Here is a 24,082-nt window from a genome sequence, read left to right as displayed (position 1 = left end):
TGCAAAATACCAGACTACGGCCCATAAATCCTTAACCATAAGGAACAGACCCATGACCCAAGCTCTCATCATGATCGACATTCAAAACGATTTCTGCCCCGGCGGCGCACTGGCCGTGGACGGTGGCGATGAAATTATCGCCCCCGTAAACGCCATGCAGGATGACTTTGCGGTCAAGGTTCTGACACAGGATTGGCACCCCTCAAACCATTCGTCTTTTGCCGACAATCACGATGGCGCAGAACCCTACTCCACCACCGAAATGCCCTATGGCACCCAAGTCCTTTGGCCGCGCCACTGCGTCATCGGCACCACGGGATCAGCGTTCAAATCGGGCCTTAACACCGACAGCGCCGATATGATCGTGCGCAAAGGCTACAATCCCGCAATCGACAGCTACTCTGCGTTTTTCGAAAACGATCACAAAACCCAAACGGGCCTGCACGGCTATCTTCAAGAACGCGGTGTCACCGCCCTCACCATGGTTGGCCTCGCCACCGATTTCTGCGTGAAATTCTCGGCCATCGACGGCGCAAAACTCGGCTAAGACGTCACCGTCATCGAATCCGCCTGCCGCGGCATTGACCTTGGCGGCTCACTCGCGGCCGCGCTTGCGGAAATGCAATCCGCTGGGGTAAAACTCGCCTAGCTGGACAACCGAATAAACCCCTGCTTTAACTCGGTTAACCCAATTCGAAAGGCCGCATCATGGTCGATATCGCTACCCGTGTGTACAATCACAAATGGAAGATCGACCCGATTGTGCGGTCCCTGATCGACACAGATTTTTACAAACTTCTGATGTGCCAATCGGTGTTTCGCAACAAACCAGACGCCAATGTCACGTTCAGCTTGATCAACCGCACCAAAACCCTGCGCATTGCGGACATTATTGACGAAGGCGAGCTGCGCGAACAACTGGATCACGTGCGCTCCCTCTCCCTCTCTCGGGGTGAAAGCACATGGCTGCGCGGCAACACATTCTATGGAAAACGTCAGATGTTCCGCCCCGATTTCATGGAGTGGTTTGAGAATTTGCGCCTGCCCGCCTATCACCTTGAAAAGGTCGACGGGCAATACGAACTCACGTTTGAGGGCACATGGCCAGAGGTGATGTTGTGGGAAATCCCCGCACTGTCCATTATCATGGAGCTGCGCTCGCGTGCTGTATTGAAAGACATGGGGAAATTCGAACTCCAAGTGCTCTACGCCCGCGCCATGACCAAACTCTGGGAAAAGATCGAACGCCTGCGCCAAGAGCCCAACCTGCGGGTTGCAGATTTCGGCACACGCCGCCGCCATTCATTCATGTGGCAAGATTGGTGTGTTCAAGCCATGCGCGAAGGACTCGGTGACAGCTTTACAGGCACGTCCAACTGCCTGATTGCCATGCGCCGCGAAGTCGAAGCCATCGGCACAAACGCCCACGAATTGCCCATGGTCTACTCCGCACTCGCCAAGGATGACGCAGAACTGGCCCAAGCCCCCTATCAGGTTTTGCAAGACTGGCAGGATGAACACGATGGTAACCTGCTGATCATTCTGCCCGACACCTATGGAACCAAAGGTTTTCTTGATAACGCGCCTGATTGGCTGTCCGATTGGACAGGTATCCGCGTGGACAGCGGCGACCCCGCCATCGCCGCAGAAACTGCAATTGACTGGTGGACCGCGCGCGGCCAAGACCCCCGCGAAAAGCTGATCATCTTTTCAGACGGTCTCGATGACACCAAAATCATGGACCTGTTCAAACAATTCGAAGGCCGCGTACGCACCGGCTTTGGCTGGGGCACAAAACTCACAAACGATTTCCGCGGGCTCGTTCCAAATGATGCACTCGCCCCGTTTTCACTGGTCTGCAAAGCGGTCGCCGCCAACGGCCACCCCACCGTGAAACTCAGCGACAACCCCAACAAAGCCATGGGCCCACAAGATCAAATCACCCGCTACAAACGCGTGTTTGGTGTCGGCGATCAGGAAAAGATCGAGGTGGAGGTTTAATCCCCCGTCACCTTACCGCGCAGCTTCTTCACTTCGCCGCGTTGTTTTTTACCCTCAAGCCGCCGTCGCTTGCTGCCAAGCGTGGGTTTTGTTTTGATCCGCCGCTTTGGAACCACAAGTGCCGCGCGGATTAACTCTGCCAGTTTTTCTTGTGCCAGTTCGCGGTTCATCAGTTGGCTGCGGTGTGCTTCGGATGTGACGATCACTGCCCCGTCTTTGGTCCAGCGGCGGCCAGCGAGCCGTTTTAACCGCGCCTTTACGGCTGGGGTCAGGTTTGGCGAACGAGCCGCCTCGAACCGCAGTTCTACGGCGCTGGACGTTTTGTTCACATGCTGACCACCTGGGCCAGAGGAGCGGTGAAAGCTCTCACTCAGTTCCCAATCCTCTAGGGTGATGTCGTCGTTAATCCGCATAATCATGGGATTTTAACACAGAACGCAGGCCTGTCACAGGCTCTCACAGAACCGCGATGCAATGTGTTTTCGCTTTGCATCATTGCTGCGTTAAACAGGGGTATCTCCAATTTTGTGCGGCCCTACAGTCCCCGTAGATGACGCGCAAAAAGGAAGGGCCAGCGTCACCTGCTGGCCCTTTCTCGTTTTTAGGCACATTCCAAAAGTCTGACCCATCGGTGCCCTTGGCCTTTGCAGCGGTCCTTAACTGGGACCAGCGCACTCCAATTGAACACCTTATTTACATGGCTCAAACCTAATGGAACACATGTTTAGCCTTCTGCCAAAACACCGCCCTCGCCAGTTGCGGCTTCGTATTCGGATGGATCAATCAATCCATCCTCATTTGCGTCAATTGCGGCAAATACCGCTGGGTCCACTTCGCTGTGACCTGCCGCAAACTCTTCAACGCTCAGCACGCCATCTTCGTTTACGTCCATTTCGGACATCTCTTTTGCAGTGGCAAAAGATGCGGTGGCAGCCAATGTTGCCAGAGTCAAAACCAGTTTACGCATAGAATTCTCCTATTCGTGTTGTTTACGAGGCCCGCAGATTGCGCCCTCTGACCCTAAAGACGAAAAAACGGGGGATGATATTCCCTGCACGATTTTAGATGGCAGAAACCTGCCGCGTCACACCCCTAGGGCGAGCGGAAATTGGCTGTGGGCGGGTTCTGACCTAACGGCTTGGGACGCAGAGCCTCTATGGTCGATCCATCCCTCACCCTTTCGGAGCCACCCCATGAACCCTGATAAATTGTTCGATCACCTCGAAGATTTGCTGATCTACGCGCACCACCTGACCCGCAATCGTGAACAGGCAGAGGATTTGGTGCAAGACGTTGTGTTGCACATCCTCAGCCGTGATGCCTGTCTGTCAGATGTGGAAAACCCCCGCGCTTATATGGCGCGCACTTTGCGCAACTTGTTTTTGGATCAGACCCGCAAACGGGGGCGGGCACCGTCCATGCTCCCCATAGAAGATCACGAGCCTGCGGACCTAACCGCGGATGCCTTTGCGGAACTGGCTTGCGTGGAAACTCTGGCTGCCATTGGCCGCCTGCCCGAAGAATACCGCACAGTCATGCGCCTGAGGGTGAATGCGGGATTGTCCTATTCAGATATGGCGGATCGGCTAAACCTGCCCATCGGCACGGTCATGTCACGCATCAGTCGCGCCCGCAGCAAATTGCGTGAATTGATTTGAAAAACGGAAAGAGCCCCGACAAATCTGTCGGGGCTCTTCTCGAGATTTGGAGGTGGCAAGCAAGATCATAAGATCCCGAAGCCAGGCTCGTGAGTAGAAGGGCTGCCCCCTAAACGCGCACCTCGCGTGTAACCTTAACCAGCTGCTCCTGTTTCCCAATAATCATTGGCACCTCCTTTCTGATTGTTCAAAGCGCAGATCATGTGATCCACATCAGAATCGTGCCACGTCTTGTGTGAAACGCAAAGAACTTTCTGCATTTCACACAATATTTTGTGGGCAAAGGGCGGAATCAGACCGCGTTTGTTGTGGGCGACAGACGTGAAACCAACACACGAAACGGAATAAGCGCGATCAGCGCGAGTGACAGTTTCACCAACCAATCCGCAATCCCAAGGCTGACCCACAATGGTGCCTCTGGCCCCAGACCAAGGATCGGCAGAACTTCCCAAGACCAGCTCACATCGTTCATCGGCTCCAGAAATACAAAACTGGCCGAAAACGCGAGCGTAAAGAAAATGGCAGTATCAAGCGATGACCCGATAAGGGTAGATGCGAGCGGCGCACGCCACCATGCACCACTGCGCAGACGGTTGAATACGAACACATCAACCAATTGCGCCACCAAAAACGCGGTGCCAGACCCAATCGCGATGCGCAATGTCACCAGCGGACCAAATTCGCCCATGATTTGCGTACCGATAAACGAACAGATGATGCCAACCACAAAGCCCGCAAAAACAACCTTGCGTGCCATCGGCGCACCGTAAACGCGGTTCATCACATCAGTGACAAGGAACGCAATGGGATAGGTAAATGCACCCCACGTGAGCCAATCGCCCAACAAGAACTGCACAAGAATATTCGACGCGACGACAACCGCCGCCATGGCGAGAACGCCAATGACCAAACCACGAGACATTTCATTACTCCGTTTTGAAAAGGTAGCGGACACTTTCGCCTGATGTCAGGCTGGCGCGGGATAGCTCGCACGCGCAGGAATGACAAGGGACAACCGCCAAGTTGTTGCATCCATGAAACGGGGGATGGTGATGTTGCGCAACACTCTTGGCACAAGGGCGCGGCTTTCTATGATGCGGGGTACGATTCTAATTCTCTTGGGGGCCATTTTGGCGCGTTGGACATTACACTGGCTCGAAGCAACGGGCGATCTGACCGCTTGGCAAGATCGGATCACCGCGCAAATCAACGATGCCCATCGCCTGATGTCACCTTTCGTGCGCCCTGACGCCATGGATATCCTGATTGAACGGGGCAATGAAAACGTCACCCCCGAAACAGGCATGCGCGCCGAAATTGCACGGCCGAATTTGGCCACGCTGGTGTTTGATCCCTACAACGAAAATTTTTCTCAAACCCTCAAAAGCGGTTTGGTCAAACGTCAGATGGTCAACACAGCGCATCGTGCCATGCGGGCCGCTGGCCCTGGTTACGGCTTTACTTTGGGCGGCGCGATGGTCAGCGAAGGATTGGCCGCACAATTCGTACGACTGGTGTTTGACAGCCAACCCGAACCCTGGGACCAAGCTCTATCAGATGATGTGCTGGGTGCGATGTGGCCCGATCAACGCACCCTAATGACCACAAAATTTGACCACGGCGAATGGTTTTCAGGCACGGGCGACAAACCCCGCTGGCTTGGGCACACCATTGGCACAAAAATCGTGGAAAACTGGCTGCTCAGCGGTGTCGAATTGACACCCGAACGCCTCATCAACGTGCCTGCACCCAAAGTGTTGAACGCGGTGCAAATGCAAGCGATGGTGTCATAAAAAAACCGCGCCAACCAAAGGCAGGCGCGGTTCAAATTTTTCACACTTGGATGATTTACCCACCAACTGCAACAATCGCCTTGGCGATCACAGGAATGGACTTTTCGTTCAGGCCAGCCACGTTGAAACGACTGTCCCCGATCATGTAAATCGCATGATCTTCGCGCAGTTTGACGACCTGTTCTTCGCTCAGACCAAGGCGGGAAAACATGCCGCGATGCTCCGCGATAAACCCGTAGCGATCAGAGCCGGTTTCCGCTCGCAGCGCATCTGCCAACTGCTTACGCAGTTTCAACATGCCTGTGCGCACTTCTTCCAGTTCCGCTTCCCAATCGGCCCGCAGCTCTGGATCGGACAGAACCATCGTCACCAACCGCGCCCCGTGATCTGGCGGGAAGGAAAAGTTCAAACGGTTCAGGCTCGACAACATCCCTTGTGCCAGCGCCGTGTTATCCGCATCCTTGGACACAGTAATCACCAGTCCACAGCGTTCGCGGTATATGCCAAAGTTCTTGGAACAAGACGCCGAAATCAGCATCTCTGGGCATTGCTGCGCCAACAACCGCACGCCAAACGCGTCTTCTTGCAGGCCATCGCCAAACCCTTGATACGCGATATCCACAAACGGAACCGCTCCCTTAGCCACCAACAGATCGGCCACTTCGCCCCACTGTGTCTGGTTCAGGTTTGCGCCCGTTGGGTTGTGACAACACCCATGCAGGATCACGATATCCCCTGCCTTTGCCTGCGCCAAATCTTCCATCATGCCGTCAAAATCTACGGTGCGGGTTTCCATGTTCAGATAGGTATAAGTGCGCATCGGAATGCCCACACCTTTAACCATCGCAGGGTGGTTTGGCCACGTTGGATCAGACATCCAAACGGTTGCATCAGGGCTCGCCACTTTGATCAGTTCCAAAATCTGGCGGATCGCACCCGTGCCACCTGGAGCATGGGCAAACGCCAAACGATCGGATGAAACACTGTCACCCAGAACCAAATCGGCCATCACCTTGTGAAACGCGCCATCGCCCACCAACGCGGTATAGGATTTCGTGGTTTCTTCATTCCACAGCAACTGTTCGGCTTTTTTAACGGCCCGCATGATCGGCGTGTTGCCGTTTGCGTCTTTGTACACACCAACCCCAAGGTCGATTTTCGTATCCCGCTCATCTGCGCGGAACATGCCGCTCAGCTGAATGATTTTGTCTGGTGGTTGCTGCGTGAGGTTTTCAAGCATTGCTTTATCCTAGTTGCGGGCGTGTACCTTAGTAACAAGCACTAACCCTGTTCCACTTTTAAATCGTCATAGCTGCCCCATTCGGTCCACGACCCGTCATAGAGCGCGTGATCCCGATGGCCGATAATTTCCAGCGCAAGCGACAGTACCGCCGCCGTCACTCCTGATCCGCAAGACGTGATGATCGGGCGATCCAGATCAACGCCAGCGGCTTCGAAAATACTGGCCAATTCCAAGGGGGATTTCATCGTTTTGTCTTCGTTCAACAACGTGGTGAACGGCACATTTTTGGAATTGGGAATATGTCCTGCCCGCAACCCTTGGCGCGGCTCTGGCGCATCGCCACGAAACCGTTCTGCGGCGCGCGCATCAATGATTTCGGCTTGGTTCAACTTTGATGCCAATGCAACCTGCGTAACATCTTTCACCAGCGCGGGATTGCGCGTGGCGGTCATGTGACGATCCCGAATAACCGGTGCAGTGCTTTCGGTAGGGCGTCCTTCGGCAATCCATTTCGGCAAGCCCCCGTCCAGAACCGCAATGTTGTCTTGGCCCATATGGCGGAACAACCACCACACGCGGGCCGCAGAAAACAATCCAGCGCCATCATAAACAACCACACGATGCCCGTCCCCAACGCCAAGCGCACGCATCCGCGACATGAATTTTTCAACAGGCGGGGCCATATGGGGCAAATCTGAATTGCTGTCAGACACAGCATCAATGTCAAAGAACCGCGCACCTGGAATATGGCTCTCTGCGTATTCTGCCTTGGGGTCGCGATTTTGCGCAGGCAGATACCATGACGCATCCAACACACGCAGATCAGGCTCTCCGATCTGATCCGCCAACCAGTCCGTTGATACGAGCGTTTTGAGATCAGTTCGCGACATAACCACAACCTATTAGGAGTTTATCCCGCATTAGCCCCGCACGCCGCAGGATTCAAGGGCCAGTCAAACAAGAAAACGCGCTTTGGCTTTTACCAAAACGCGCTTTTGTGCACCTTTGGGCTTTGGGTCAGCCCAGAACCGAAACCAAAGACCTTAGCCTTTGTTCATGGCCGATTTGATCATGCCAACCACGGCCAAAACAACCGCACCGCCAACACCACCGCCAGCAATGTCCCCTGCGATACCGTCTAGGTTGCCACCAGCAACCGCAGAAATAATCTGCCCGCCGAGACCACCGCCAACAAGGCCAGCAATCGTGTTGCCGACCAAGCCAAGGTTAAAGTTTTTCAAAACCGCACCCGCCGCGTTACCACCAACGGCACCCGCGACGACTTGTACTAGAATTCCTGTAAGATCCATAATTTTCCCCTGTTTTTGCAACGCATCGTGCGTTGTCGTAACTCCTACTTGGATAAGGCCAAGCGATTTTCAAGAATTTGCGCGCAAAATATGTTCAATAATACCTATAGGGACAATTTTCTATTTAAATTTCATAATTAGGGACGAAGTCACAAATATTTACCAAAATCTTGCAACATTGGGACCGCATACATGCAAATTGACGGTACTTTTGTATCAAAGGAGACACGCCATGATTGCTAAGATTTTTACAGACCACCCTGCATCCGTTGATGAAACTTACTTTGAACACCTACTGTTCGCGACAAAATTTGCCGCCACGCTCATGGTTGCCGCAGGTGCGGCACTTGTTCATGCGTTGATCCCTTGCCTGTGCGAAAAAACAGCCAGCAAAACAGTCGCAAAACTCTATGCAAAAACACACAATCGGGGCGCATAACCAACCCATTGGTTCACCGCCGCCCTATTACACCCATCAGTACCTCCCAAAGGCTGGTGGGTGTTTTTCTGTTCAACCGTGATCGCGCAGCAGACGGTTCTTTTGCTTAGCCCAATCGCGTTTCTTATCGGTTTCGCGTTTGTCGGCTTGGTTTTTACCCTTGGCCAGACCCAGCAACAGCTTCGCGCGCCCTTTGTCATTGAAGTATAATTTCAATGGAACCAACGTCATCCCTTTGCGGCCAATCCCCTGCCACATCCGCGCAATTTCGCGTTTGGAGGCCAGCAATTTACGACGACGGCGTTCTTCGTGGCCAAATGTTTTTGCCTGCGCATAAAGCCCGATGTAACTGTTGATCAGCCACAATTCTCCGTCTTCAATCGCGGCATAGCTTTCGGTGATGTGGGCCGCACCATCGCGCAGGGATTTCACCTCGGACCCCATCAACATCATGCCACATTCCACCGTATCCTCGATGGCATAGTCATACCGCGCCCGCCGATTTTCAGCGATCAGCTTGTTGTTTGGATCAGCTTTTTTCTTCTTCGCAGCCATTAGTCTTCAATTCTTACACCATGAAATTGGTGCATCTCTTTCTCGCTGGGCGGTTCCCACATGGTTTCAATGCCGTCAAACATTTCGCGGGTCACTTCGAATTGAAAGGTTTCCGCCTGTTCTGCATTTCGCTTGAGCACCCGCTGCCAGCGTATGTCCTTTGGGACGTCTACATAGTGGAGCTGGATCGAAAATCCATGCTCCTCGGCCCAATTGGTGAAAATTGCCCGCTCATGGCTGTTGGTAAAGCCACAGTCGAAAATGCACGGCGTGCCCAGCGGCACAATCTGCTGCGCCATTTTTCGCATTTGCAAACAATTGCGCTGCACCCGCTCATAAAACCATTCAAACCGCAGTTCGTCTGGTTTGTCCGCGTTGTGCAAACGCTGCATCCATTCATCAATGGCAAACCGAACCCCGCGCAGGTCTTCGGCCAAACGCAAAGAATACGTGGATTTCCCCGCGCCAGTACACCCACACACAAGGTGTATGTCGTATGTGGGTGTTTTCATGGCTTAGTTTTTAAGGCCCGCATGACGCATTGCAGCGTCCATCTTGGCCTTTGTCTCATCCGTTAGGGTCGTCAGTGGCAAGCGAACCTCATCAGAACAATGGCCCAATTCGGACACACCGTATTTTGCGCCAACCAGCCCTGGCTCTGTGAACACCGCACCGTGCAATGGCATCAGCTTGTCCTGAATTTTCAGCGCCGTGGCGTAATCCCCTGCTAGCGTTGCTTCTTGCAGCTGGGAACACAATTTTGGGGCCACGTTTGCCGTCACGGAAATACAGCCAACACCACCTTGGGCGTTAAACCCGTGTGCTGTGGCATCTTCGCCAGACATCTGGATAAAGTCTTCACCGCAGTGCAGACGCTGCGCACACACACGAGCCAAATCGCCTGTGGCGTCTTTCACGCCCACGATGTTCTTGTGCTTCGCCAGCAGACCCATGGTTTCTGGAACCACATCAATCACAGAACGCGGCGGGATGTTATAGATGATGATGGGGATGCCAACTTCTGCCACTGCTTCGAAATGTGCGATCAAACCGCGCTGGGTTGGTTTGTTGTAATACGGCGTCACCACCAGCGCACCATCTGCACCAGCGGCCTTGGCTGATTCTGTCAAACGCAGCGATTCTGCTGTGTTGTTTGATCCAGCACCCGCGATCACAGGCACACGCCCCGCCGCAGTATCGACCACAGTTTTCACCACATGATCGTGTTCTTCATGACTCAGCGTCGGGCTTTCACCCGTAGTTCCCACAGGCACAATACCGTGTGTCCCTTCAGCGATATGCCACTCTACAAGCTGTTTCAGCGCCTTGTCGTCCACCTTACCGTTAGCAAACGGGGTGATAAGCGCGACGTAGGACCCTTTGAACATGGCATTGCCTCCGATTTGGGTGGGTTGATTCAATGTTCAGATAACAGGGAATTTACCAAAACGAAACGCCAAACAGAGCAACGAAAAATTGAATTGATCCGTTGGCGAAATGAAATAGGGTACAAGCTGCGTTAAATTCGCGTTTTGGGGGGATAATTGCGGTCACTGCTTACAGCTGGATGGATAGGGTGTTTTGCCCTTTTGCCCCTTGGCGCAACCGCTCAAGAGGAAGACGGCGATCTGTTGGCAACCGCCTTTAGCGCTGTCGCATCCGAAGATTGGGTCACCGCAGACCATTACGCCAGCCAGATGTCTGATCCCGTGGGCAGCACCCTTGTCACATGGCAACGCTTGCGCCGCGGCGAAGGACATTGGGAAGAATACACCGAATTTTTGCGCGACAACCCCGATTGGCCCGGCCTGAAACGGCTGCGCCGCCGTGGAGAGGCCGCGATCCCGCCCAATCACAATGCCGCCGAAGTGCGCGCTTATTTTCGCGATCAACTGCCCCAGACAGGAACCGGTTCGCTGCGCCTCGCCGAAGCATTTGCCGCCCAAGGCCGCACGGCAGATGCCCGCGCCGAAGCCATTCGGGCCTGGACCACACTGACCCTGCAACAACACGAAATGACGGGGCTTTTAAATAAATTTGCGGGCAGTCTGTCGCGCTACCATCAGCGCCGCATGGATTTCCTTTTATGGGGCGGCCACACCCGCGAAGCAGGCCGCATGTTACCGCTGATCACACCTGATCAACAAAAACTTGCCCAAGCGCGCATCGCTTTGCAACGGGCCAGTAAAGGCGTGGACGCCGTCATCGCCGAGGTTCCAAAAGCCCTGCAATCAGATGGCGGGCTGGCTTATGATCGGTTCCAATGGCGTGTAAAGAAAGGCCGCTGGGATGACGCGCAGAAACTGTTGGTTGAACAATCCACCAACACGGCGACATTGGGCATTCCAGAAAAATGGGGCCCGCGCCGCCGTGGGTTTGCCCGCCGCGCCATGCGCATGGGCGATACAGAATTGGCCTATTGGCTCGCCAGTCAGCACGGTTTGAAATCTGGTGCAGATTACGCTGATTTGGAATGGTTGGCAGGGTTTATATCCCTCACGAAACTGGACGCCCCCGAACAGGCCGTGATTCATTTCCGCAATCATCGCGATGCAGTGAAAACACCCGTCAGCCTTGGTCGTGCTGGCTATTGGATTGGTCGCGCCGAAGAACGCAGATCAGATTTTGACGCCGCCGTTGATGCGTTCAACCTCAGCGCAAAATACCAAACCAGCTTTTATGGCCAACTCTCCGCAGAACGGCTCGGTGCAGAACCCGATGAACGCCTGACAGGCAAAATCACAGTGCCCGATTGGCGCGAAGGCCGCTTGGCCAACTCCAGCGTCGTTCGCGCAGGAATTTTGCTACACCACGCCCAAGAACAAAATCTCATGCGGTGGTTCTTTTCTCATGTGGCCGAAACCACAAACGAAGTGGAAACCGCGCAACTGGCAGAACTCGCGCTTGAATATGACCGCCCGTTCGTTGCCCTTGGCGTCGCGAAAGAGGCCGCAAAACGCGGCTTTGTCATTCCCAAAAGCTATTTCCCTGTCACTGAACTGGCCCGCTATTCCGTGGACGTAGACCCCGAAGTCGCCATGGCCATCGCACGACGCGAAAGCGAACTGAATCCCGAAGCCGTCAGCCCCGTTGGCGCGCGTGGATTGATGCAAGTCATGCCCGCCACTGCACGACAAGTGGCTGGCGACATCGGTGTGGAATATTCCAAAAACCGCCTCACATCCGATTGGCGCTATAACGCCAAACTTGGCACGGCGTATTTGGGCGGTTTGCTGGAAATTTACGAAGGCTCCTATGTGCTGGCCTTTGCCGCCTACAACGCAGGGCCAAATCGTGTGGATCAGTGGATCGAAACCTACGGCGATCCCCGCGACAGTTTGATCGACCAAGTGGATTGGATCGAACACATTCCCTACCGCGAAACCCGCAACTATGTGATGCGCGTCATTGAATCCCTGCACGTTTATCGGATGCGCCTCAGCGGCGAAGTGGAACCCATTCGCCTGACCCGCGATCTAACGCGTGGCTAAAACGTCTTTTGTGTTTTAAAGTACAACGACGCGCCGAAATGCGTCCGATGTACAGAACGGGGCCTTAGGATTTGGCCACCTGCTCACGCCACAGCGTGAAAATACCAGCCACCACAATCAATCCAGCGCCCCCTATGGTGGACATCGGCAGCGACTCGCCAAAAACCGAAACGCCAATCATCGATGCAAACACCAGCTGCAAATACGCGAATGGTTGCACGGTGCTGGCCTCGGCCTTTTCATAGGCTTTGATCAACAGGTAATGCCCCGTTGCACCCGTTACACACAACAACGCCATCCACCGCCAATCTGTGCCGCTCATGGGTTCCCAAAAAAAAGGACCAATGGCTGTCATAATCACAAACCCACCAACACCCGTCCAAAAGAAACTGGTGGCTGCCGTGTCTTTGGCCGCCGCCAATCGAGTCAGAAGATTGTAAAGCGCAAACAAAAACGCGCCGCCAACCGCGATCAGTGAATAGGGTGAAAACACCTTAAAGCCCGGCTGCAGAATGATCAGCATTCCAACAAAGCCCACTGAAATCGCCGCCCAGCGCCGCCAGCCCACCGCTTCGCCCAAGATCGGGCCAGACAGGGCCGCAACAATCAGCGGGTAAACTGCGAATATGGCGTGTGCTTCGATCAACCCCAGAAACGTAAACGCAATCACCGTAACCAGAATTTCACAGGCCAACAGCACCCCACGAAAAAACTGCAACCACGGTTGCGAGGTGCGTGCCGTTGCCCCCACACTGCCCGTGCGCATCTTCGAAACGCTCACAACAAACAGCAAAAAGAACCAATAGCGGATCATCACGATCATAAACACGTTGTAATTCTCGGCCAGATGTCGCGAAATTCCGTCCTGCGTGGCAAACACAAAGGTCGCCACCACCATCAGCCAAATGCCCGCTCGCGCGTTTTGTTGCGTCATGCCAACACCCCGCGTGTCATATGGCGTTTGCGCCCAAACCCTTTGATCCGCTCCACATCAAACCCTGCTGCCGCCAACGACTGACGCACATGCCCTGCCGCCGTATATGTGGCAAAGGTTCCACCAACCGCTGTGTGTTTTCCAACCGCGCCCATCAAATCAGGCTCCCATAATTCGGGGTTCTTTGCAGGGGAAAATCCATCCAGAAACCACGCATCCGCCACCCCATCCCAATTGGCCAGCGTTACACGCGCATCCCCATAAATCACCCGCGCATCCAGCGTATCGCAAATGGCACGCCCCGCCGCTGCATCCCAAATCTGCGCAAACTCCGCCACTTCATCCGCCAACTCGGGCCAGGCCCCCTGGGCCGCTGCCATATCCGCAGGGGCCATTGGAAATGCCTCAAAACTTGTAAACCGCAACGCGCTGGTTTGTCCCGCACTCCGCCACGCTTTCCATGCACACAACAGGTTTAGGCCAGAGCCAAACCCCAATTCTGCAATGTGAAACCCCGTGCCAAACCGATCCGGCAATCCATTGCCCGCCAGAAACACATACTCCGTTTCTGCCATTCCATTATCGAGCGAGAAATACGGGTCATCAAACCGTGTTGCGATGGGAATTTTCCCATCCCGCCATTCAAGGGCCGCATATTCATTCTGGTCGCTCATGGCCCAATGCTCTAGGTCAGAAACCAGACGAAAGGAAGCCGCAATGCAAGTGATCGTAATTGGCGCTGGAATATGGGGATTGGCCTGTGCCTATGCCTGCGCACGCCGTGGCGACAAGGTAACGGTGTATGACGCGGCAACCGTTGGCGCAGGGGCGAGCGGCGGCATCGTCGGCGCGCTCGCCCCCCATGTGCCCGATCAATGGAACCCCAAAAAGCAATTCCAATTCGAAGCCTTGGACACCGCCCATAGGTTCTGGCGCGATGTGGATGCGGCCTCTGGCTTGCAATCAGGCTATGGCCGCATTGGTCGATTACAGCCGATTTTATCCCAAAAAGCACTGGCCTTGGCCGCAGCCCGATCCCAATCCGCATTGGATGTGTGGCAGGGGAAATATCACTGGCAGGTGGAAGATCGCCCAGAAACCATGGCCTCAGACACCGCCCCCTTGGGCGTGGTGCGCGACACACTGTCGGCCCGCATAAACCCCGCAAAGGCCACCGCATCACTGGCCTTGGCGTGTCAGGTTCTTGGCGTAACGATTTTGGAAAACCACCCCGTGACAGCCTTGTCAGACCATGGCGTTTCGGGACCTTGGGGCATCGCGAAAGCAGACGCCGTGATCGTGTCCGCAGGGGTTTCGGGGTTTGACCTTATCGCCCCACACACCGCGCTGAATCCTGGATCAGGGGTCAAAGGGCAAGCCGCCCTGCTTGACGCTGACATGGGCGATCACCCGCAAATCTATGCCGATGGCGTCTACATCATCCCCCACTCCAATGGCACGGTTGCAGTCGGCTCCACATCCGAAAACACATGGACGGTGGACGGCACGGATCATCTACTCGACACAGTGGTCGCAAAAGCCCGCGCGATCTGCCCGATCCTTGCGAATGCGCCCATCCTACACCGCTGGTCTGGCATCCGCCCCAAGGCCCGCCGCCGTGACCCAATGCTTGGCCCCGTGCCAAACCTGCGCGGCATTTACACGGCCCTTGGCGCATTCAAAATCGGTTTTGGTCTGTCCCATAAAATCGGCGAGGTTGTTGCGGCGCAAATCCATAATGACCCCGTCGAAATCCCCGACAGCTTCACCCTTGATTGGCACATGGCTAAGTAGCCGTCGCCGTTGCCGTTGCCGTCAAACACATGCGCCCATCTGGGCCACGCGCCCACAGGGAAACGCCCTCGGCCTCTGGCTTGGCGCAAAACGTAACCTCTTCATGGTCAAACAGCGGTGCCGTGGCGCGAAAGCGGAATGTCTTTACATCACCCAACAGGCTCTGCCCCAAATTCAACAGTCCCTGCGCCAACAACGGGCCATGCACAATCAACCCGTCATACCCTTCGATATCTCGTGCATAGTCACGGTCATAGTGAATGCGGTGGCCATTGAACGTCAACGCGGAATAGCGGAACAAATCCGTGGATGAAAACCTGCGCGATTGCTTCACAGCTTCATCCGTCGGCGCCACAGGGGGTACTGGCTTCTCACCTCCCCCCGCCGCTTCGGCCCGATAAATCAACGACTGATCTTCGGTCACACACAGGCGGCCATCTTGAGAAAATTCGTGGCGCAGTGTGACAATAGCCAACGGTCCAGATCGCGCAACTTTGCGCACAACATCGACAATCTTGGTTTTCTTCTGCGCCGCTTGCCCAATCAAAAGGGGTGCAAGAAACGCCAAATTGCCCCCCGCCCACATGCGCCGTGGCAGCCCCAGATCAGGAATGAAATCCCCTGTGCGCGGATGCCCATCCCGCCCCAACCCCGCAGGCGGTAGGCTTTCCCAAAAATACGCATAATGCCAAAACGGCGGCAGCGGATCCCCATGCGCGGGCGCTGGCCCCGCCAGATCAAGCGTTACATGCAGGGCCGCCGCGCGTGCAGGGTCCAAGATGTCCGAAATGTCTTTGGTTTTTCCAATCGCAGTCATATGGCTATTCTTGGAACGGATCGCACGGTATACGCAAGGCAGATTATGCAGAGGAAAACATGGTAAACGTCACCGCGCTCGATCATTTGGTTTTAACGGTCGCCGATATTTCACGCAGCGCCGCATTTTACCGCGATGTGCTTGGCATGACCGTCGAAACATTCCCCGTGGCAGACGGCAGCACGCGCACTGCGTTGAAATTCGGCGCGCAAAAGATCAACCTGCACGCCGCCGCGTCCCCGTTTAAACCCCACGCAGAAAAACCCACTACAGGCAGCGCCGATCTGTGTTTGTTAACAAATGATCCTTTGGCCACATGGCAATCCCACCTTGCCAAAGCAGGCGTTTCCGTAATCGACGGCCCCGTATCGCGCACAGGAGCACAAGGCCCGATCACATCCCTTTACATCCGCGACCCCGATCGAAACCTGATCGAAATTTCGATCTATGACTGATCTCTTCGCCCGCCTCGACATCAGCTTTGCCGTTTGGTCTGCGTGTTTTGGTGCGGTGCTCTTATCTTCAGGCATTCAACGCCTCTCGGGCCAAGCCTTTGGCATTGTCGCCGCCCCGCTGATCGCGCTTGTCGCACCACAGTTTTTGCCTGCAGGATTGCTCCTTCTTGGCATCACAGTTGGCCTCACGTCTATCGCAGTGGACTTCTCCGCCCTCACCCGCGCTGAAATTATCCCAGGCTTCTTTGGCCGAGCCCTCGGCGCAGTCATCGCCGCCATGGTTGCTGCATCCATCACGAATGTGAACCTGATCGCGGGGCTAACAGGTGTCGCGGTCTTGATCGGCATCCTGCTCAGCCTGTCGGGCTTACGCGTTGCAATCAAATCAACCACCCTTGTCACCGCTGGCATCGCAGCAGGCCTCATGGGAACCATCACCGCCGTTGGCGCACCCCCCATGGCGCTGCTGTATCAACACGAACCCGCAAAACGCGCCCGCGCCATGCAGAATGCGTTTTTCTTTTGGGGCATGTGTTCATCGGTTTTAGCCCTAGCTTGGCAAGGACTGATAACCGCAAAACACCTGATCTTCGCTGGCAGTTTGCTCCCCGCCATCGCCCTTGGTCTTGCGGTTTCAATGCCGTTGGCCCACCGCATGGAACGCCACACACTGCGTCCCTACGCGCTCGCCCTTTCAGCCATTGCCGCAACCACGCTGATCGCGCGATTGATGCTTGCTTAACTCTTCTTGCGCCGGCGTCCCTTGACCACACGTCGCCCCTTGCGTTTGGTCGATTGCTTTTTGCCGCCAGATGATTTTGGCAACGGTTTGCCATCCACATCCAGCAGTTCCAACAGCAACCCACCTGTCAACGGCGCAGCTTCGGCCAATCGCACAGTGGCGGGCATCCCAACGGAAATCACGCGGCCCGATTTATCCCCCGTCAGCGACTTTGCCTCGTGGTTATAAACCCAATACTCCCGCCCAAGCGATGACAGCGGGATCATCCCATCCGCACCACTTTCATCCAGCTTCACAAACAGCCCGAACTTGGCAATACCAGACACACGGCCCGAAAACTCATTGCCAACACGCTCTGCCAAAAACGCTGCCAAATATCGATCCGTGGTATCGCGTTCAGCCAGCATGGATCGCCGCTCGGTCTGGGAAATCCATTCGCCCGTGTCTTGCATTTGGTCCATATCCACTGGCTGTAATCCGTCATCCCCCCAGCCATGCGCCGTGATAAGCGCACGATGTACGATCAAATCCGCATAGCGGCGAATGGGCGAGGTGAAATGCGCATAGCGGCGCAGGTTCAACCCGAAATGCCCCATGTTCCCCGTGCCATAATACGCCTGCGTCATGGATCGCAGCACGGTCATATTGATAATTTCAGCATCATCCGTTCCTGCGGCCGCATCCAGCAGTTTGTTCAGGTGCATGGTTTTCAACACCTGCCCTTTGGCCAATTGCAATCCAACACTATCCGCTGTTTCACGCAGGGCATCCAGCTTCTCCTGGCTTGGCTCTTCGTGGATACGATACAGAAACGGGCGCTGTTTCTGTTCTAACGTTTCCGCCGCACAAACATTTGCCATGACCATGAATTCTTCGACCAACTTATGCGCATCAAACCGATCACGGAACGCCACACTTGTGACCACACCTTCGTCAGACAGAACAATCTTGCGTTCTGGCAGGTCAAGGTTCAGGGGCTGGCGTTCATTGCGCGCCTTAACGGCACTGGCATAGGCCGCGAACAAGTCCGCAATCGGCCCTTTTAACGGCTCTGTCGCGTCGTCATATGTGCCATCCGCCGCCGCTTGCGCCTGCTCATAGGACAGGCTGGCAGGGGATCGCATCAGGCCACGATGAAATTCATGCTCCAACCGTTTGCCTGCGGAATTCAGCACAATGCGCAACGCCACACAGGCGCGATCCACACCTTCGTGCAACGAACACAAATCCCCAGACAAGGCATCTGGCAACATCGGCACAACACGATCCGGGAAATAGCTGGAGTTCCCCCGCTTGCGTGCCTCTTTGTCCAGCGGTGAATTGGGCCGCACGTAATGGGCCACATCCGCAATAGCCACCCAAACGATGTGGCCGCCTGCGTTCTTTTTATCCTCATCAGGAATCGCGCAAATGGCATCGTCGTGATCCCGCGCATCGGACGGATCAATCGTAAACAACGGCAAATCACGCAGATCAGTACGATCCCCCAGCGGCACAGGCTTGGCTGCCTCGGCATCTGCGATCACATCATCGGGGAAATGATCGGGAATGCCATGTTCGTGGATCGCAATCAGGGAAATGGATTTCGGCGCCATCGGGTCGCCCAGAACCTCGACGATTTTCACACGGCCAAGACCCGCTTGCCGCTGTTTGCCCAGGCTCTCGGCCTCGACCAGCTCGCCGTCTTTTGCCCCGCCTGTTTCACCCGCAGGCACGATCATCTCGCGGTCTGATTTCTTGTCCACGGGAACCAATCGCCCGCCTTCGGACCCAACGCGATAAATCCCCAAAATACGCTGCGGCCCTGATCCAATTTTGCGGATCACCCGTGCCTCGTATTTGAAATCTTCTTCCGTAGATGGCGACAAACGCGCCAGAATACGGTCGTTCGCGCCCAAGGTCACATCACCCTTTGATGGCATGATCAGAATGCGCGGCGCATCGCCCTCGCCCTTCCATTCCATCGGCGCGGCGGTCATATCGCCGTTGGCATCAGGAGGCAGCACCAACAACACAGACACGGGCGGCAATTCGTCAGCGCTGTGATACGTTCTGCGTTTCTTTTGAATGTGACCTTCATTGGTCAGCTCTTTCAGGATCCGCTTCAGCTCGATCCGCGCGCTGCCTTTGATCCCAAATGCACGACCTACATCGCGCTTGTTGGTTTTGGTCGGGTTGTCCTTGATCCAGTCAAGAACCTGTTCTTTGGTCGGTAATTGTTTCATGCCCCCAGATATCACGGGGGGCATGAAAGGTCATTGCCAATCGTGCAAGGGGCGAATTTACGCCTCGCTCACCGTTACTTTGGCGTTTTCGCGGCTATAGGCCAAGACGATGGCACCCAGCACACCAGACAAGATGGACCCAACCAGAACGCCCAAACGGACAAGGTTCTGATGCTCCACATCTTCGAACGCAAGGCCACCGATAAACAGCGACATGGTGAAACCGATACCTGCCAACAGCGATGCCCCATACAGTTTGCGATAGGTGATGCTGTCAGGCTTAATCGCCAAACCAGTTTTGATCGCCACCCACGCAACGCCAAACACACCGACTTGCTTACCGATGAACAAGCCAGCCGCAATGCCAAGCGGCAACGGCTGCCACAGGTCAGACCAGCTAAAGCCGAACAGGGGCACGCCCGCGTTGGCAAAGGCAAACACAGGCATAATCATAAACGCTACCCAAGGGTGCAACGCATGTTCATAGTCCTGCAACAACGAACGGCCATCTTTGCCAGGCGCCAGCGGAATCGCAAAACCGAGCGCCACACCCGCCAGTGTTGCGTGAACGCCAGATTTCAGAACCGATGCCCAAAGGATCAAACCAAGAATAATATAAGGCGCACCTTTTGTGACGCCTGAACGGTTCAAAATCACCAACCCTGCCAGCGCCATGGCCGCAATGGTCAACGCATACATCGACAAGGATGATGTAAAGAAAACCGCAATAATCATGATCGCGGCCAAGTCATCCACAACCGCCAGCGCCAACAAAAACGTTTTCAGCTCAGACGGAACACGATTTCCCAGCAACGCCAACACGCCCAGCGCAAACGCGATGTCGGTGGCCGCCGGAATGGCCCACCCGTTCGCCTCTGCACTGTCGATACCAACGATGCCGATAAAGATCAGCGCGGGAAACACAATGCCCCCAACCGCGCCATACACAGGCAGCGCCGCACGCGACCATGTGGACAGAGCCCCGCGAATAACTTCACGTTTGATTTCTAACGCCACGAGGAAGAAAAAGATCGCCATCAAACCGTCGTTGATCCACAACAACAAGGGCTTCGAAATTTTGAAATCCCCAATGGCCACCGTTGTTTTCAGGTTCAGCAACGCATCATAAATGGGCGCAAGAAAACCAACATTTTCAAAGAACAGTCCAAGCAAAGCACCCATCGCAAGGGCAACACCCCCCGCGACCTCTGCTGACATCCCAAATACGCGCGTAGCCATAATCTCTCCTATTTTTGGCGTTCATTAGAACCTTAATTAGGGCGCTTCTGCCCGCTTCAAGTTATTTATGACTAAATTACTTATGTATGAGACAAATTTACACAGTCCCTGTGGTATTTAGATCATCAATCGTGTCGATGTCCTGCAACGTATCAATCTGCGCCACCCGAAAATGCCCCAGCGTTTTCAGCGTATCACCTAGAGCATATTCACTGCTCCAGCGCACATCTTTGAACAGATCTCGGGGCGCGGGCTTTGTGTTCTTCAACCCAATCAACCAGAACCCACCGTCAGGCGCGGGCCCAAAAACCGCATCATGATCCCCAAGCGCGGCAAAGGCTTTGGCAATCAGACGCGGGGTCACATCTGGAATATCCGCACCAATAATCACCACGGGACCACTGGGGGCAGATCGAAAAATCCGCGCCATCCGATCACCCAAATTTCCTGTGCCTTGGGGCTGTCGCATAACTCCTGCAGGCCAAACGCGGCTTTGCAAGCCTTCGATATCTGGGGAAACTGCGAATACAGTATCCCAGCGCGGATCACGCGCCAAAGTACGGATCAGGCGGCGTGTTTGATGGCGAAACCACCACGCCGCACGGGTCAGGCCCAAATCCCGCCCCAGCCGCGTTTTCACACGGCCTGGATGGGGTTCTTTCACCATGATGTAAAGCTGACGCCTCACGCGAAATAATCGGCCAGAATGCGCGAATAGATCGCCTTCAGCTGATGAATCTGCGCCACCTCAACCCGTTCGTCCACTTGGTGCATGGTCTTCCCAACCAGCCCAAACTCCACCACAGGACAGTGGTTTTTCACAAACCGCGCATCCGATGTGCCACCCGTTGTGGACAGCTCTGGCTGAACCCCCGTTTCCGCCTTCACCGCTTTACCAATCAGTGCGGACAATTCACCAGGTGGCGTGAAAAAGCTCTCGCCGCTGACCTGCGTTTTCATATCAATTTCGATATCAAACAGGCTGGCCACACCCTGCATTTCGCGGGTCAACCAATTGATCAACGCATCCGATGTCCAAGTATCATTGAACCGAATATTCACCGTTGCACGACACTGCGCTGGGATCACATTATTGGCAGGGTTGCCCGTATCAATCGTTGTCACCGCCAACGTCGATGGATCAAAATGCTCCGTCCCTTCGTCCAGTTCATGGGCCGCCAAGGTGGCCATCAACTGCGCCATCGCTGGCAGCGGGTTTTTCGCGCGATGCGGATAGGCCGAATGCCCCTGCACCCCCGTTGCCGTGAAATACGCGGTCATGGACCCACGTCGCCCGATCTTCATCATTTCACCCATGGTGTTCGGGCTTGTTGGCTCCCCCACCAAACAATGATCCATCCGTTCGTTGTTCGCATCCATCCAGTCGAGCAGCGCAACCGTACCATCCACCGCGACACCCTCTTCATCCCCTGTGATCGCCAAAACAATCGACCCATCAGGCGGTGTCATTTTCACAAAATCAATGGCCGCCGCCGCAAACGCCGCAACGCCCGATTTCATATCTGTCGCGCCGCGACCGTACATGAAACCATCTTTGACCTCAGCTCCGAACGGGTCCACCGTCCACGCATCTTCATCGCCCACAGGGACAACATCCGTATGCCCGTTGAACCCAAACGTGCGCCCATTGGCCCCCTGCCCCCAGCGGGCAAACAGGTTTGAAACGTCACCGCGATCAACGCGCGTGCAGACAAAGCCAGCGTCCGACAACACCTGCTCCAACAGCACCAACGCCCCGCCTTCGGTGGGCGTAACGGAGGCACATTTAATCAAATCAGCGGTCAGGCGTTCGGCATCAATCGGGGTATGTGACATGGCAAAGCTCCTTTGCCGCCAGAGGTAACGCGCCCCATCCCCCGCCGCAAGTCAGCGGCGCGTAAAATCACGGCTCACCGTGCCTTTGAAACAGCGCGGAAAGAACGGATAGCTGTCCGTAGCAAAATAGACGTAGCGACCATTCACCATGCCACCATTGCATTCGTCCAAATTTCCCGCACCCTTGGCAAAACGCCAGTCCTCAACATAAGAGCCATCATAACGCCCCCTTGGGGCCGTTGACCGCGTCCCAGATTTCAGCACATAAGACGATGTAGCCTTGCTCCCGACATAGTGAATTTCAAATCCATCCGCCGCATATCCCATCAATGAGCTTCCGTTGATGTTGATGAGTGCCGTTGGCATCCCATGATAATGATACACGCCGCGATGATCCACATGCGCATTGTTCGCATCAAGCCCCAGTTTTTCAGAACTGCCCATCGCCTCTAGGTTCCAACCAGAGGCACGGTTGCGGCTGTGACCACGCGGTTTGCTGGCATCATACCAATCCGCGGTCCCCGGGCGGATGATAATACCCGTAAGCGTTACACCCGACATGGGAACACGGGTTTCGGTGCGCCCTGTCAATGCAGGTGTAGCATCCATGCAAAGCGATACTTTGCGCGCTTTAAATCGGTGTGGATTGCCCTTGTTTGGAAACTGCCCAATGGCGTGATTAGGCGATCCGTTTGACGTAATACACCGTTCATCCCCTTTTACTTTTATGGACACACGATTGGGCTTAGAGGCTCCGGCCAAAATCAAAGTGAGCGCGGCAAAAGCAAAAATTGACGTTGTTATGGTAAGTGATTTTTTCATGATCTGTCCCTGCTATGGTTTTACGCGCGTGATACGGGATCACGGTATCTGTTCCGTCGCAAAAAATTCACACGACGCTGAGACACTAAAAACCGCATCGTCACCTGGCATCTTTAAACCCAAACAATGCGCATGTAACATCAACCGATCAGACCGCGCCGCCACATCTGAGCTGGCGTAAAACACATCCCCTACAATCGCGTGCCCCTGCGCTGCCATATGAACCCTCAGCTGATGACTGCGACCTGTTTCGGGCGTCAGTTCTACAATGCAACTTTGGTCCCGCCGCGCCAGCACCCGCCAATGGGTGACAGATGGCTTACCCGCAGCATCTACTTTTTGCAGTGGACGATTTGGCCAATCGGCCATCAACGGCAAATCAACGGTTCCCGCATCAGCGATCTGCCCCGACACTTCAGCCAAATAGGTTTTGCGCACACTACGTTGTTCAAATTGCCGATTTATGTCGCGCTGTGCCTGATCTGATTTCGCAAAAACCATCACGCCAGACGTGTCCATATCCAACCGATGGACTAGGCGAATGTTGGGCATTTGCGCCTCTAGCCGCCCCAGCAAACTGTCCCTGTGTTCGGGCAAACGCCCTGGCACGGACAACAATCCAGCAGGCTTGTCCACAAACAAAACCGTATCGGTTTCATGCAATATGACAATCGGCCCTGTGGGCGGCGTATATACAAACGGCTGACGCATAGGGCTGACTTAACGGG

At 54.9% G+C, this 24,082-nt stretch carries 26 protein-coding genes and 1 pseudogene; 9 read left to right on the top strand and 18 right to left on the bottom strand.

Annotation, left to right across the window (positions count from 1 at the left end):
• Positions 1-52 precede the first annotated feature (52 nt).
• Together pncA and pncB are read left to right on the top strand one after the other, a co-directional pair.
• A pseudogene (pncA, locus tag QBD29_RS02775) lies at positions 53-649 on the top strand (bifunctional nicotinamidase/pyrazinamidase).
• A gap of 59 nt (positions 650-708) precedes the next feature.
• The gene (pncB, locus tag QBD29_RS02770) at positions 709-2,001 is read left to right on the top strand and encodes a nicotinate phosphoribosyltransferase (RefSeq protein WP_280099805.1); all 1,293 of its coding nucleotides are present in this window, start codon (positions 709-711) and stop codon (positions 1,999-2,001) included.
• On the opposite strand, the gene arfB is transcribed toward pncB, so the two are convergent.
• Positions 1,998-2,417, bottom strand: a complete 420-nt coding sequence (gene arfB, locus QBD29_RS02765; RefSeq protein ID WP_280101021.1) for an alternative ribosome rescue aminoacyl-tRNA hydrolase ArfB — start codon at positions 2,415-2,417, stop codon at positions 1,998-2,000. The genes pncB and arfB overlap by 4 nt on opposite strands.
• 308 nt (positions 2,418-2,725) lie before the next feature.
• Positions 2,726-2,968: a hypothetical protein gene (locus tag QBD29_RS02760; protein ID WP_280099804.1), complete on the bottom strand. Its 243-nt coding sequence runs from the start codon at positions 2,966-2,968 to the stop codon at positions 2,726-2,728.
• A 226-nt stretch (positions 2,969-3,194) separates the two neighbouring features.
• Here QBD29_RS02760 and QBD29_RS02755 point away from each other — a divergent pair, with 226 nt between their 5' ends.
• Positions 3,195-3,659, top strand: a complete 465-nt coding sequence (locus QBD29_RS02755; protein ID WP_280099803.1) for an RNA polymerase sigma factor — start codon at positions 3,195-3,197, stop codon at positions 3,657-3,659.
• 292 nt (positions 3,660-3,951) lie between these two features.
• Here the strand turns inward: QBD29_RS02755 and QBD29_RS02750 are convergent, their stop codons facing one another.
• Positions 3,952-4,581: a queuosine precursor transporter gene (locus QBD29_RS02750; protein ID WP_280099802.1), complete on the bottom strand. Its 630-nt coding sequence runs from the start codon at positions 4,579-4,581 to the stop codon at positions 3,952-3,954.
• Between the two features lie 79 nt (positions 4,582-4,660).
• Here QBD29_RS02750 and QBD29_RS02745 point away from each other — a divergent pair, with 79 nt between their 5' ends.
• The gene (locus tag QBD29_RS02745; RefSeq protein ID WP_280099801.1) at positions 4,661-5,452 is read left to right on the top strand and encodes a DUF2268 domain-containing putative Zn-dependent protease; all 792 of its coding nucleotides are present in this window, start codon (positions 4,661-4,663) and stop codon (positions 5,450-5,452) included.
• 55 nt (positions 5,453-5,507) lie between these two features.
• Here QBD29_RS02745 and QBD29_RS02740 read toward each other — a convergent pair whose 3' ends face one another.
• The 3 genes from QBD29_RS02740 to QBD29_RS02730 form a co-directional block, all read right to left on the bottom strand.
• Positions 5,508-6,692: an amino acid aminotransferase gene (locus QBD29_RS02740; protein WP_280099800.1), complete on the bottom strand. Its 1,185-nt coding sequence runs from the start codon at positions 6,690-6,692 to the stop codon at positions 5,508-5,510.
• 41 nt (positions 6,693-6,733) lie between these two features.
• A complete protein-coding gene (gene sseA, locus QBD29_RS02735) occupies positions 6,734-7,585 on the bottom strand; it encodes a 3-mercaptopyruvate sulfurtransferase (protein WP_280099799.1) in 852 nt (283 codons plus the stop codon).
• A 153-nt stretch (positions 7,586-7,738) separates the two neighbouring features.
• A complete protein-coding gene (locus tag QBD29_RS02730) occupies positions 7,739-8,005 on the bottom strand; it encodes a hypothetical protein (protein WP_280099798.1) in 267 nt (88 codons plus the stop codon).
• Between the two features lie 232 nt (positions 8,006-8,237).
• On the opposite strand from QBD29_RS02730, the gene QBD29_RS02725 reads away from it, so the two are divergent.
• Positions 8,238-8,444: a DUF6356 family protein gene (locus QBD29_RS02725; RefSeq protein ID WP_280099797.1), complete on the top strand. Its 207-nt coding sequence runs from the start codon at positions 8,238-8,240 to the stop codon at positions 8,442-8,444.
• Between the two features lie 72 nt (positions 8,445-8,516).
• Here QBD29_RS02725 and smpB read toward each other — a convergent pair whose 3' ends face one another.
• From smpB to dapA, 3 genes are read right to left on the bottom strand one after another with little or no spacing between them, the layout of a single operon-like run.
• Positions 8,517-8,999, bottom strand: coding sequence for an SsrA-binding protein SmpB (gene smpB / locus QBD29_RS02720; RefSeq protein WP_280099796.1), 483 nt, complete (start codon positions 8,997-8,999; stop codon positions 8,517-8,519).
• Positions 8,999-9,511, bottom strand: a complete 513-nt coding sequence (locus tag QBD29_RS02715) for an ATP-binding protein (RefSeq protein ID WP_280099795.1) — start codon at positions 9,509-9,511, stop codon at positions 8,999-9,001. The genes smpB and QBD29_RS02715 overlap by 1 nt, the downstream gene beginning before the upstream one ends.
• 3 nt (positions 9,512-9,514) lie before the next feature.
• Entirely contained in the window at positions 9,515-10,387 is an 873-nt protein-coding gene (dapA, locus tag QBD29_RS02710; RefSeq protein ID WP_280099794.1) for a 4-hydroxy-tetrahydrodipicolinate synthase, read from the bottom strand.
• A 156-nt stretch (positions 10,388-10,543) separates the two neighbouring features.
• On the opposite strand from dapA, the gene QBD29_RS02705 reads away from it, so the two are divergent.
• Positions 10,544-12,490, top strand: coding sequence for a lytic transglycosylase domain-containing protein (locus tag QBD29_RS02705; protein WP_280099793.1), 1,947 nt, complete (start codon positions 10,544-10,546; stop codon positions 12,488-12,490).
• A 64-nt stretch (positions 12,491-12,554) separates the two neighbouring features.
• Here QBD29_RS02705 and QBD29_RS02700 read toward each other — a convergent pair whose 3' ends face one another.
• Together QBD29_RS02700 and mnmD are read right to left on the bottom strand one after the other, a co-directional pair.
• The gene (locus QBD29_RS02700) at positions 12,555-13,424 is read right to left on the bottom strand and encodes a DMT family transporter (RefSeq protein WP_280099792.1); all 870 of its coding nucleotides are present in this window, start codon (positions 13,422-13,424) and stop codon (positions 12,555-12,557) included.
• A complete protein-coding gene (gene mnmD, locus QBD29_RS02695) occupies positions 13,421-14,098 on the bottom strand; it encodes a tRNA (5-methylaminomethyl-2-thiouridine)(34)-methyltransferase MnmD (protein WP_280099791.1) in 678 nt (225 codons plus the stop codon). Before mnmD ends, QBD29_RS02700 begins: the two co-directional genes overlap by 4 nt.
• A gap of 43 nt (positions 14,099-14,141) precedes the next feature.
• On the opposite strand from mnmD, the gene QBD29_RS02690 reads away from it, so the two are divergent.
• Entirely contained in the window at positions 14,142-15,218 is a 1,077-nt protein-coding gene (locus tag QBD29_RS02690; RefSeq protein ID WP_280099790.1) for an FAD-dependent oxidoreductase, read from the top strand.
• Here QBD29_RS02690 and QBD29_RS02685 read toward each other — a convergent pair.
• The gene (locus QBD29_RS02685) at positions 15,211-16,035 is read right to left on the bottom strand and encodes an acyl dehydratase (protein WP_280099789.1); all 825 of its coding nucleotides are present in this window, start codon (positions 16,033-16,035) and stop codon (positions 15,211-15,213) included. The genes QBD29_RS02690 and QBD29_RS02685 overlap by 8 nt on opposite strands.
• Positions 16,036-16,094: 59 nt before the next feature.
• On the opposite strand from QBD29_RS02685, the gene QBD29_RS02680 reads away from it, so the two are divergent.
• Complete coding sequence (locus tag QBD29_RS02680; protein ID WP_280099788.1) at positions 16,095-16,490, top strand: VOC family protein; 396 nt, start codon at positions 16,095-16,097, stop codon at positions 16,488-16,490.
• Positions 16,483-17,232: a sulfite exporter TauE/SafE family protein gene (locus QBD29_RS02675; RefSeq protein ID WP_280099787.1), complete on the top strand. Its 750-nt coding sequence runs from the start codon at positions 16,483-16,485 to the stop codon at positions 17,230-17,232. The genes QBD29_RS02680 and QBD29_RS02675 overlap by 8 nt, the downstream gene beginning before the upstream one ends.
• Here QBD29_RS02675 and rnr read toward each other — a convergent pair.
• The 6 genes from rnr to QBD29_RS02645 form a co-directional block, all read right to left on the bottom strand.
• Entirely contained in the window at positions 17,229-19,457 is a 2,229-nt protein-coding gene (rnr, locus tag QBD29_RS02670) for a ribonuclease R (protein ID WP_280099786.1), read from the bottom strand. The two genes, QBD29_RS02675 and rnr, sit on opposite strands and share 4 nt — an antisense overlap.
• Before the next feature lie 57 nt (positions 19,458-19,514).
• The gene (nhaA, locus tag QBD29_RS02665; protein ID WP_280099785.1) at positions 19,515-20,696 is read right to left on the bottom strand and encodes a Na+/H+ antiporter NhaA; all 1,182 of its coding nucleotides are present in this window, start codon (positions 20,694-20,696) and stop codon (positions 19,515-19,517) included.
• A gap of 97 nt (positions 20,697-20,793) precedes the next feature.
• A complete protein-coding gene (locus tag QBD29_RS02660) occupies positions 20,794-21,384 on the bottom strand; it encodes a TIGR04282 family arsenosugar biosynthesis glycosyltransferase (RefSeq protein WP_280099784.1) in 591 nt (196 codons plus the stop codon).
• Positions 21,381-22,532: a succinyl-diaminopimelate desuccinylase gene (gene dapE, locus QBD29_RS02655; protein WP_280099783.1), complete on the bottom strand. Its 1,152-nt coding sequence runs from the start codon at positions 22,530-22,532 to the stop codon at positions 21,381-21,383. Before dapE ends, QBD29_RS02660 begins: the two co-directional genes overlap by 4 nt.
• A 51-nt stretch (positions 22,533-22,583) precedes the next feature.
• Positions 22,584-23,354 (bottom strand): YHYH protein, encoded by a 771-nt coding sequence (locus tag QBD29_RS02650; protein WP_280099782.1) that lies wholly within the window; start codon positions 23,352-23,354, stop codon positions 22,584-22,586.
• A gap of 39 nt (positions 23,355-23,393) precedes the next feature.
• Positions 23,394-24,065 (bottom strand): RluA family pseudouridine synthase, encoded by a 672-nt coding sequence (locus QBD29_RS02645; RefSeq protein WP_280099781.1) that lies wholly within the window; start codon positions 24,063-24,065, stop codon positions 23,394-23,396.
• Positions 24,066-24,082: the final 17 nt, after the last annotated feature.

Origin of the sequence: Amylibacter sp. IMCC11727, assembly GCF_029854195.1 — a bacterium.
Lineage (GTDB): Bacteria > Pseudomonadota > Alphaproteobacteria > Rhodobacterales > Rhodobacteraceae > Amylibacter.
Note: the sequence above shows the minus strand (reverse complement) of the source record. Positions and strands in the feature narration are given on the sequence as shown.

Bases quoted from the DNA above. Each gene is read 5' to 3' on its own strand.
- pncB (WP_280099805.1), top strand. From the start codon at position 709: ATGGTCGATATCGCTACCCGTGTGTACAATCACAAATGGAAGATCGAC.
- QBD29_RS02760 (WP_280099804.1), bottom strand. From the start codon at position 2,968: ATGCGTAAACTGGTTTTGACTCTGGCAACATTGGCTGCCACCGCATCT.
- QBD29_RS02755 (WP_280099803.1), top strand. From the start codon at position 3,195: ATGAACCCTGATAAATTGTTCGATCACCTCGAAGATTTGCTGATCTAC.
- QBD29_RS02750 (WP_280099802.1), bottom strand. From the start codon at position 4,581: ATGTCTCGTGGTTTGGTCATTGGCGTTCTCGCCATGGCGGCGGTTGTC.
- QBD29_RS02745 (WP_280099801.1), top strand. From the start codon at position 4,661: ATGACAAGGGACAACCGCCAAGTTGTTGCATCCATGAAACGGGGGATG.
- QBD29_RS02740 (WP_280099800.1), bottom strand. From the start codon at position 6,692: ATGCTTGAAAACCTCACGCAGCAACCACCAGACAAAATCATTCAGCTG.
- sseA (WP_280099799.1), bottom strand. From the start codon at position 7,585: ATGTCGCGAACTGATCTCAAAACGCTCGTATCAACGGACTGGTTGGCG.
- QBD29_RS02730 (WP_280099798.1), bottom strand. From the start codon at position 8,005: ATGGATCTTACAGGAATTCTAGTACAAGTCGTCGCGGGTGCCGTTGGT.
- QBD29_RS02725 (WP_280099797.1), top strand. From the start codon at position 8,238: ATGATTGCTAAGATTTTTACAGACCACCCTGCATCCGTTGATGAAACT.
- smpB (WP_280099796.1), bottom strand. From the start codon at position 8,999: ATGGCTGCGAAGAAGAAAAAAGCTGATCCAAACAACAAGCTGATCGCT.
- QBD29_RS02715 (WP_280099795.1), bottom strand. From the start codon at position 9,511: ATGAAAACACCCACATACGACATACACCTTGTGTGTGGGTGTACTGGC.
- dapA (WP_280099794.1), bottom strand. From the start codon at position 10,387: ATGTTCAAAGGGTCCTACGTCGCGCTTATCACCCCGTTTGCTAACGGT.
- QBD29_RS02700 (WP_280099792.1), bottom strand. From the start codon at position 13,424: ATGACGCAACAAAACGCGCGAGCGGGCATTTGGCTGATGGTGGTGGCG.
- mnmD (WP_280099791.1), bottom strand. From the start codon at position 14,098: ATGAGCGACCAGAATGAATATGCGGCCCTTGAATGGCGGGATGGGAAA.
- QBD29_RS02690 (WP_280099790.1), top strand. From the start codon at position 14,142: ATGCAAGTGATCGTAATTGGCGCTGGAATATGGGGATTGGCCTGTGCC.
- QBD29_RS02685 (WP_280099789.1), bottom strand. From the start codon at position 16,035: ATGACTGCGATTGGAAAAACCAAAGACATTTCGGACATCTTGGACCCT.
- QBD29_RS02680 (WP_280099788.1), top strand. From the start codon at position 16,095: ATGGTAAACGTCACCGCGCTCGATCATTTGGTTTTAACGGTCGCCGAT.
- QBD29_RS02675 (WP_280099787.1), top strand. From the start codon at position 16,483: ATGACTGATCTCTTCGCCCGCCTCGACATCAGCTTTGCCGTTTGGTCT.
- rnr (WP_280099786.1), bottom strand. From the start codon at position 19,457: ATGAAACAATTACCGACCAAAGAACAGGTTCTTGACTGGATCAAGGAC.
- nhaA (WP_280099785.1), bottom strand. From the start codon at position 20,696: ATGGCTACGCGCGTATTTGGGATGTCAGCAGAGGTCGCGGGGGGTGTT.
- dapE (WP_280099783.1), bottom strand. From the start codon at position 22,532: ATGTCACATACCCCGATTGATGCCGAACGCCTGACCGCTGATTTGATT.
- QBD29_RS02650 (WP_280099782.1), bottom strand. From the start codon at position 23,354: ATGAAAAAATCACTTACCATAACAACGTCAATTTTTGCTTTTGCCGCG.
- QBD29_RS02645 (WP_280099781.1), bottom strand. From the start codon at position 24,065: ATGCGTCAGCCGTTTGTATATACGCCGCCCACAGGGCCGATTGTCATA.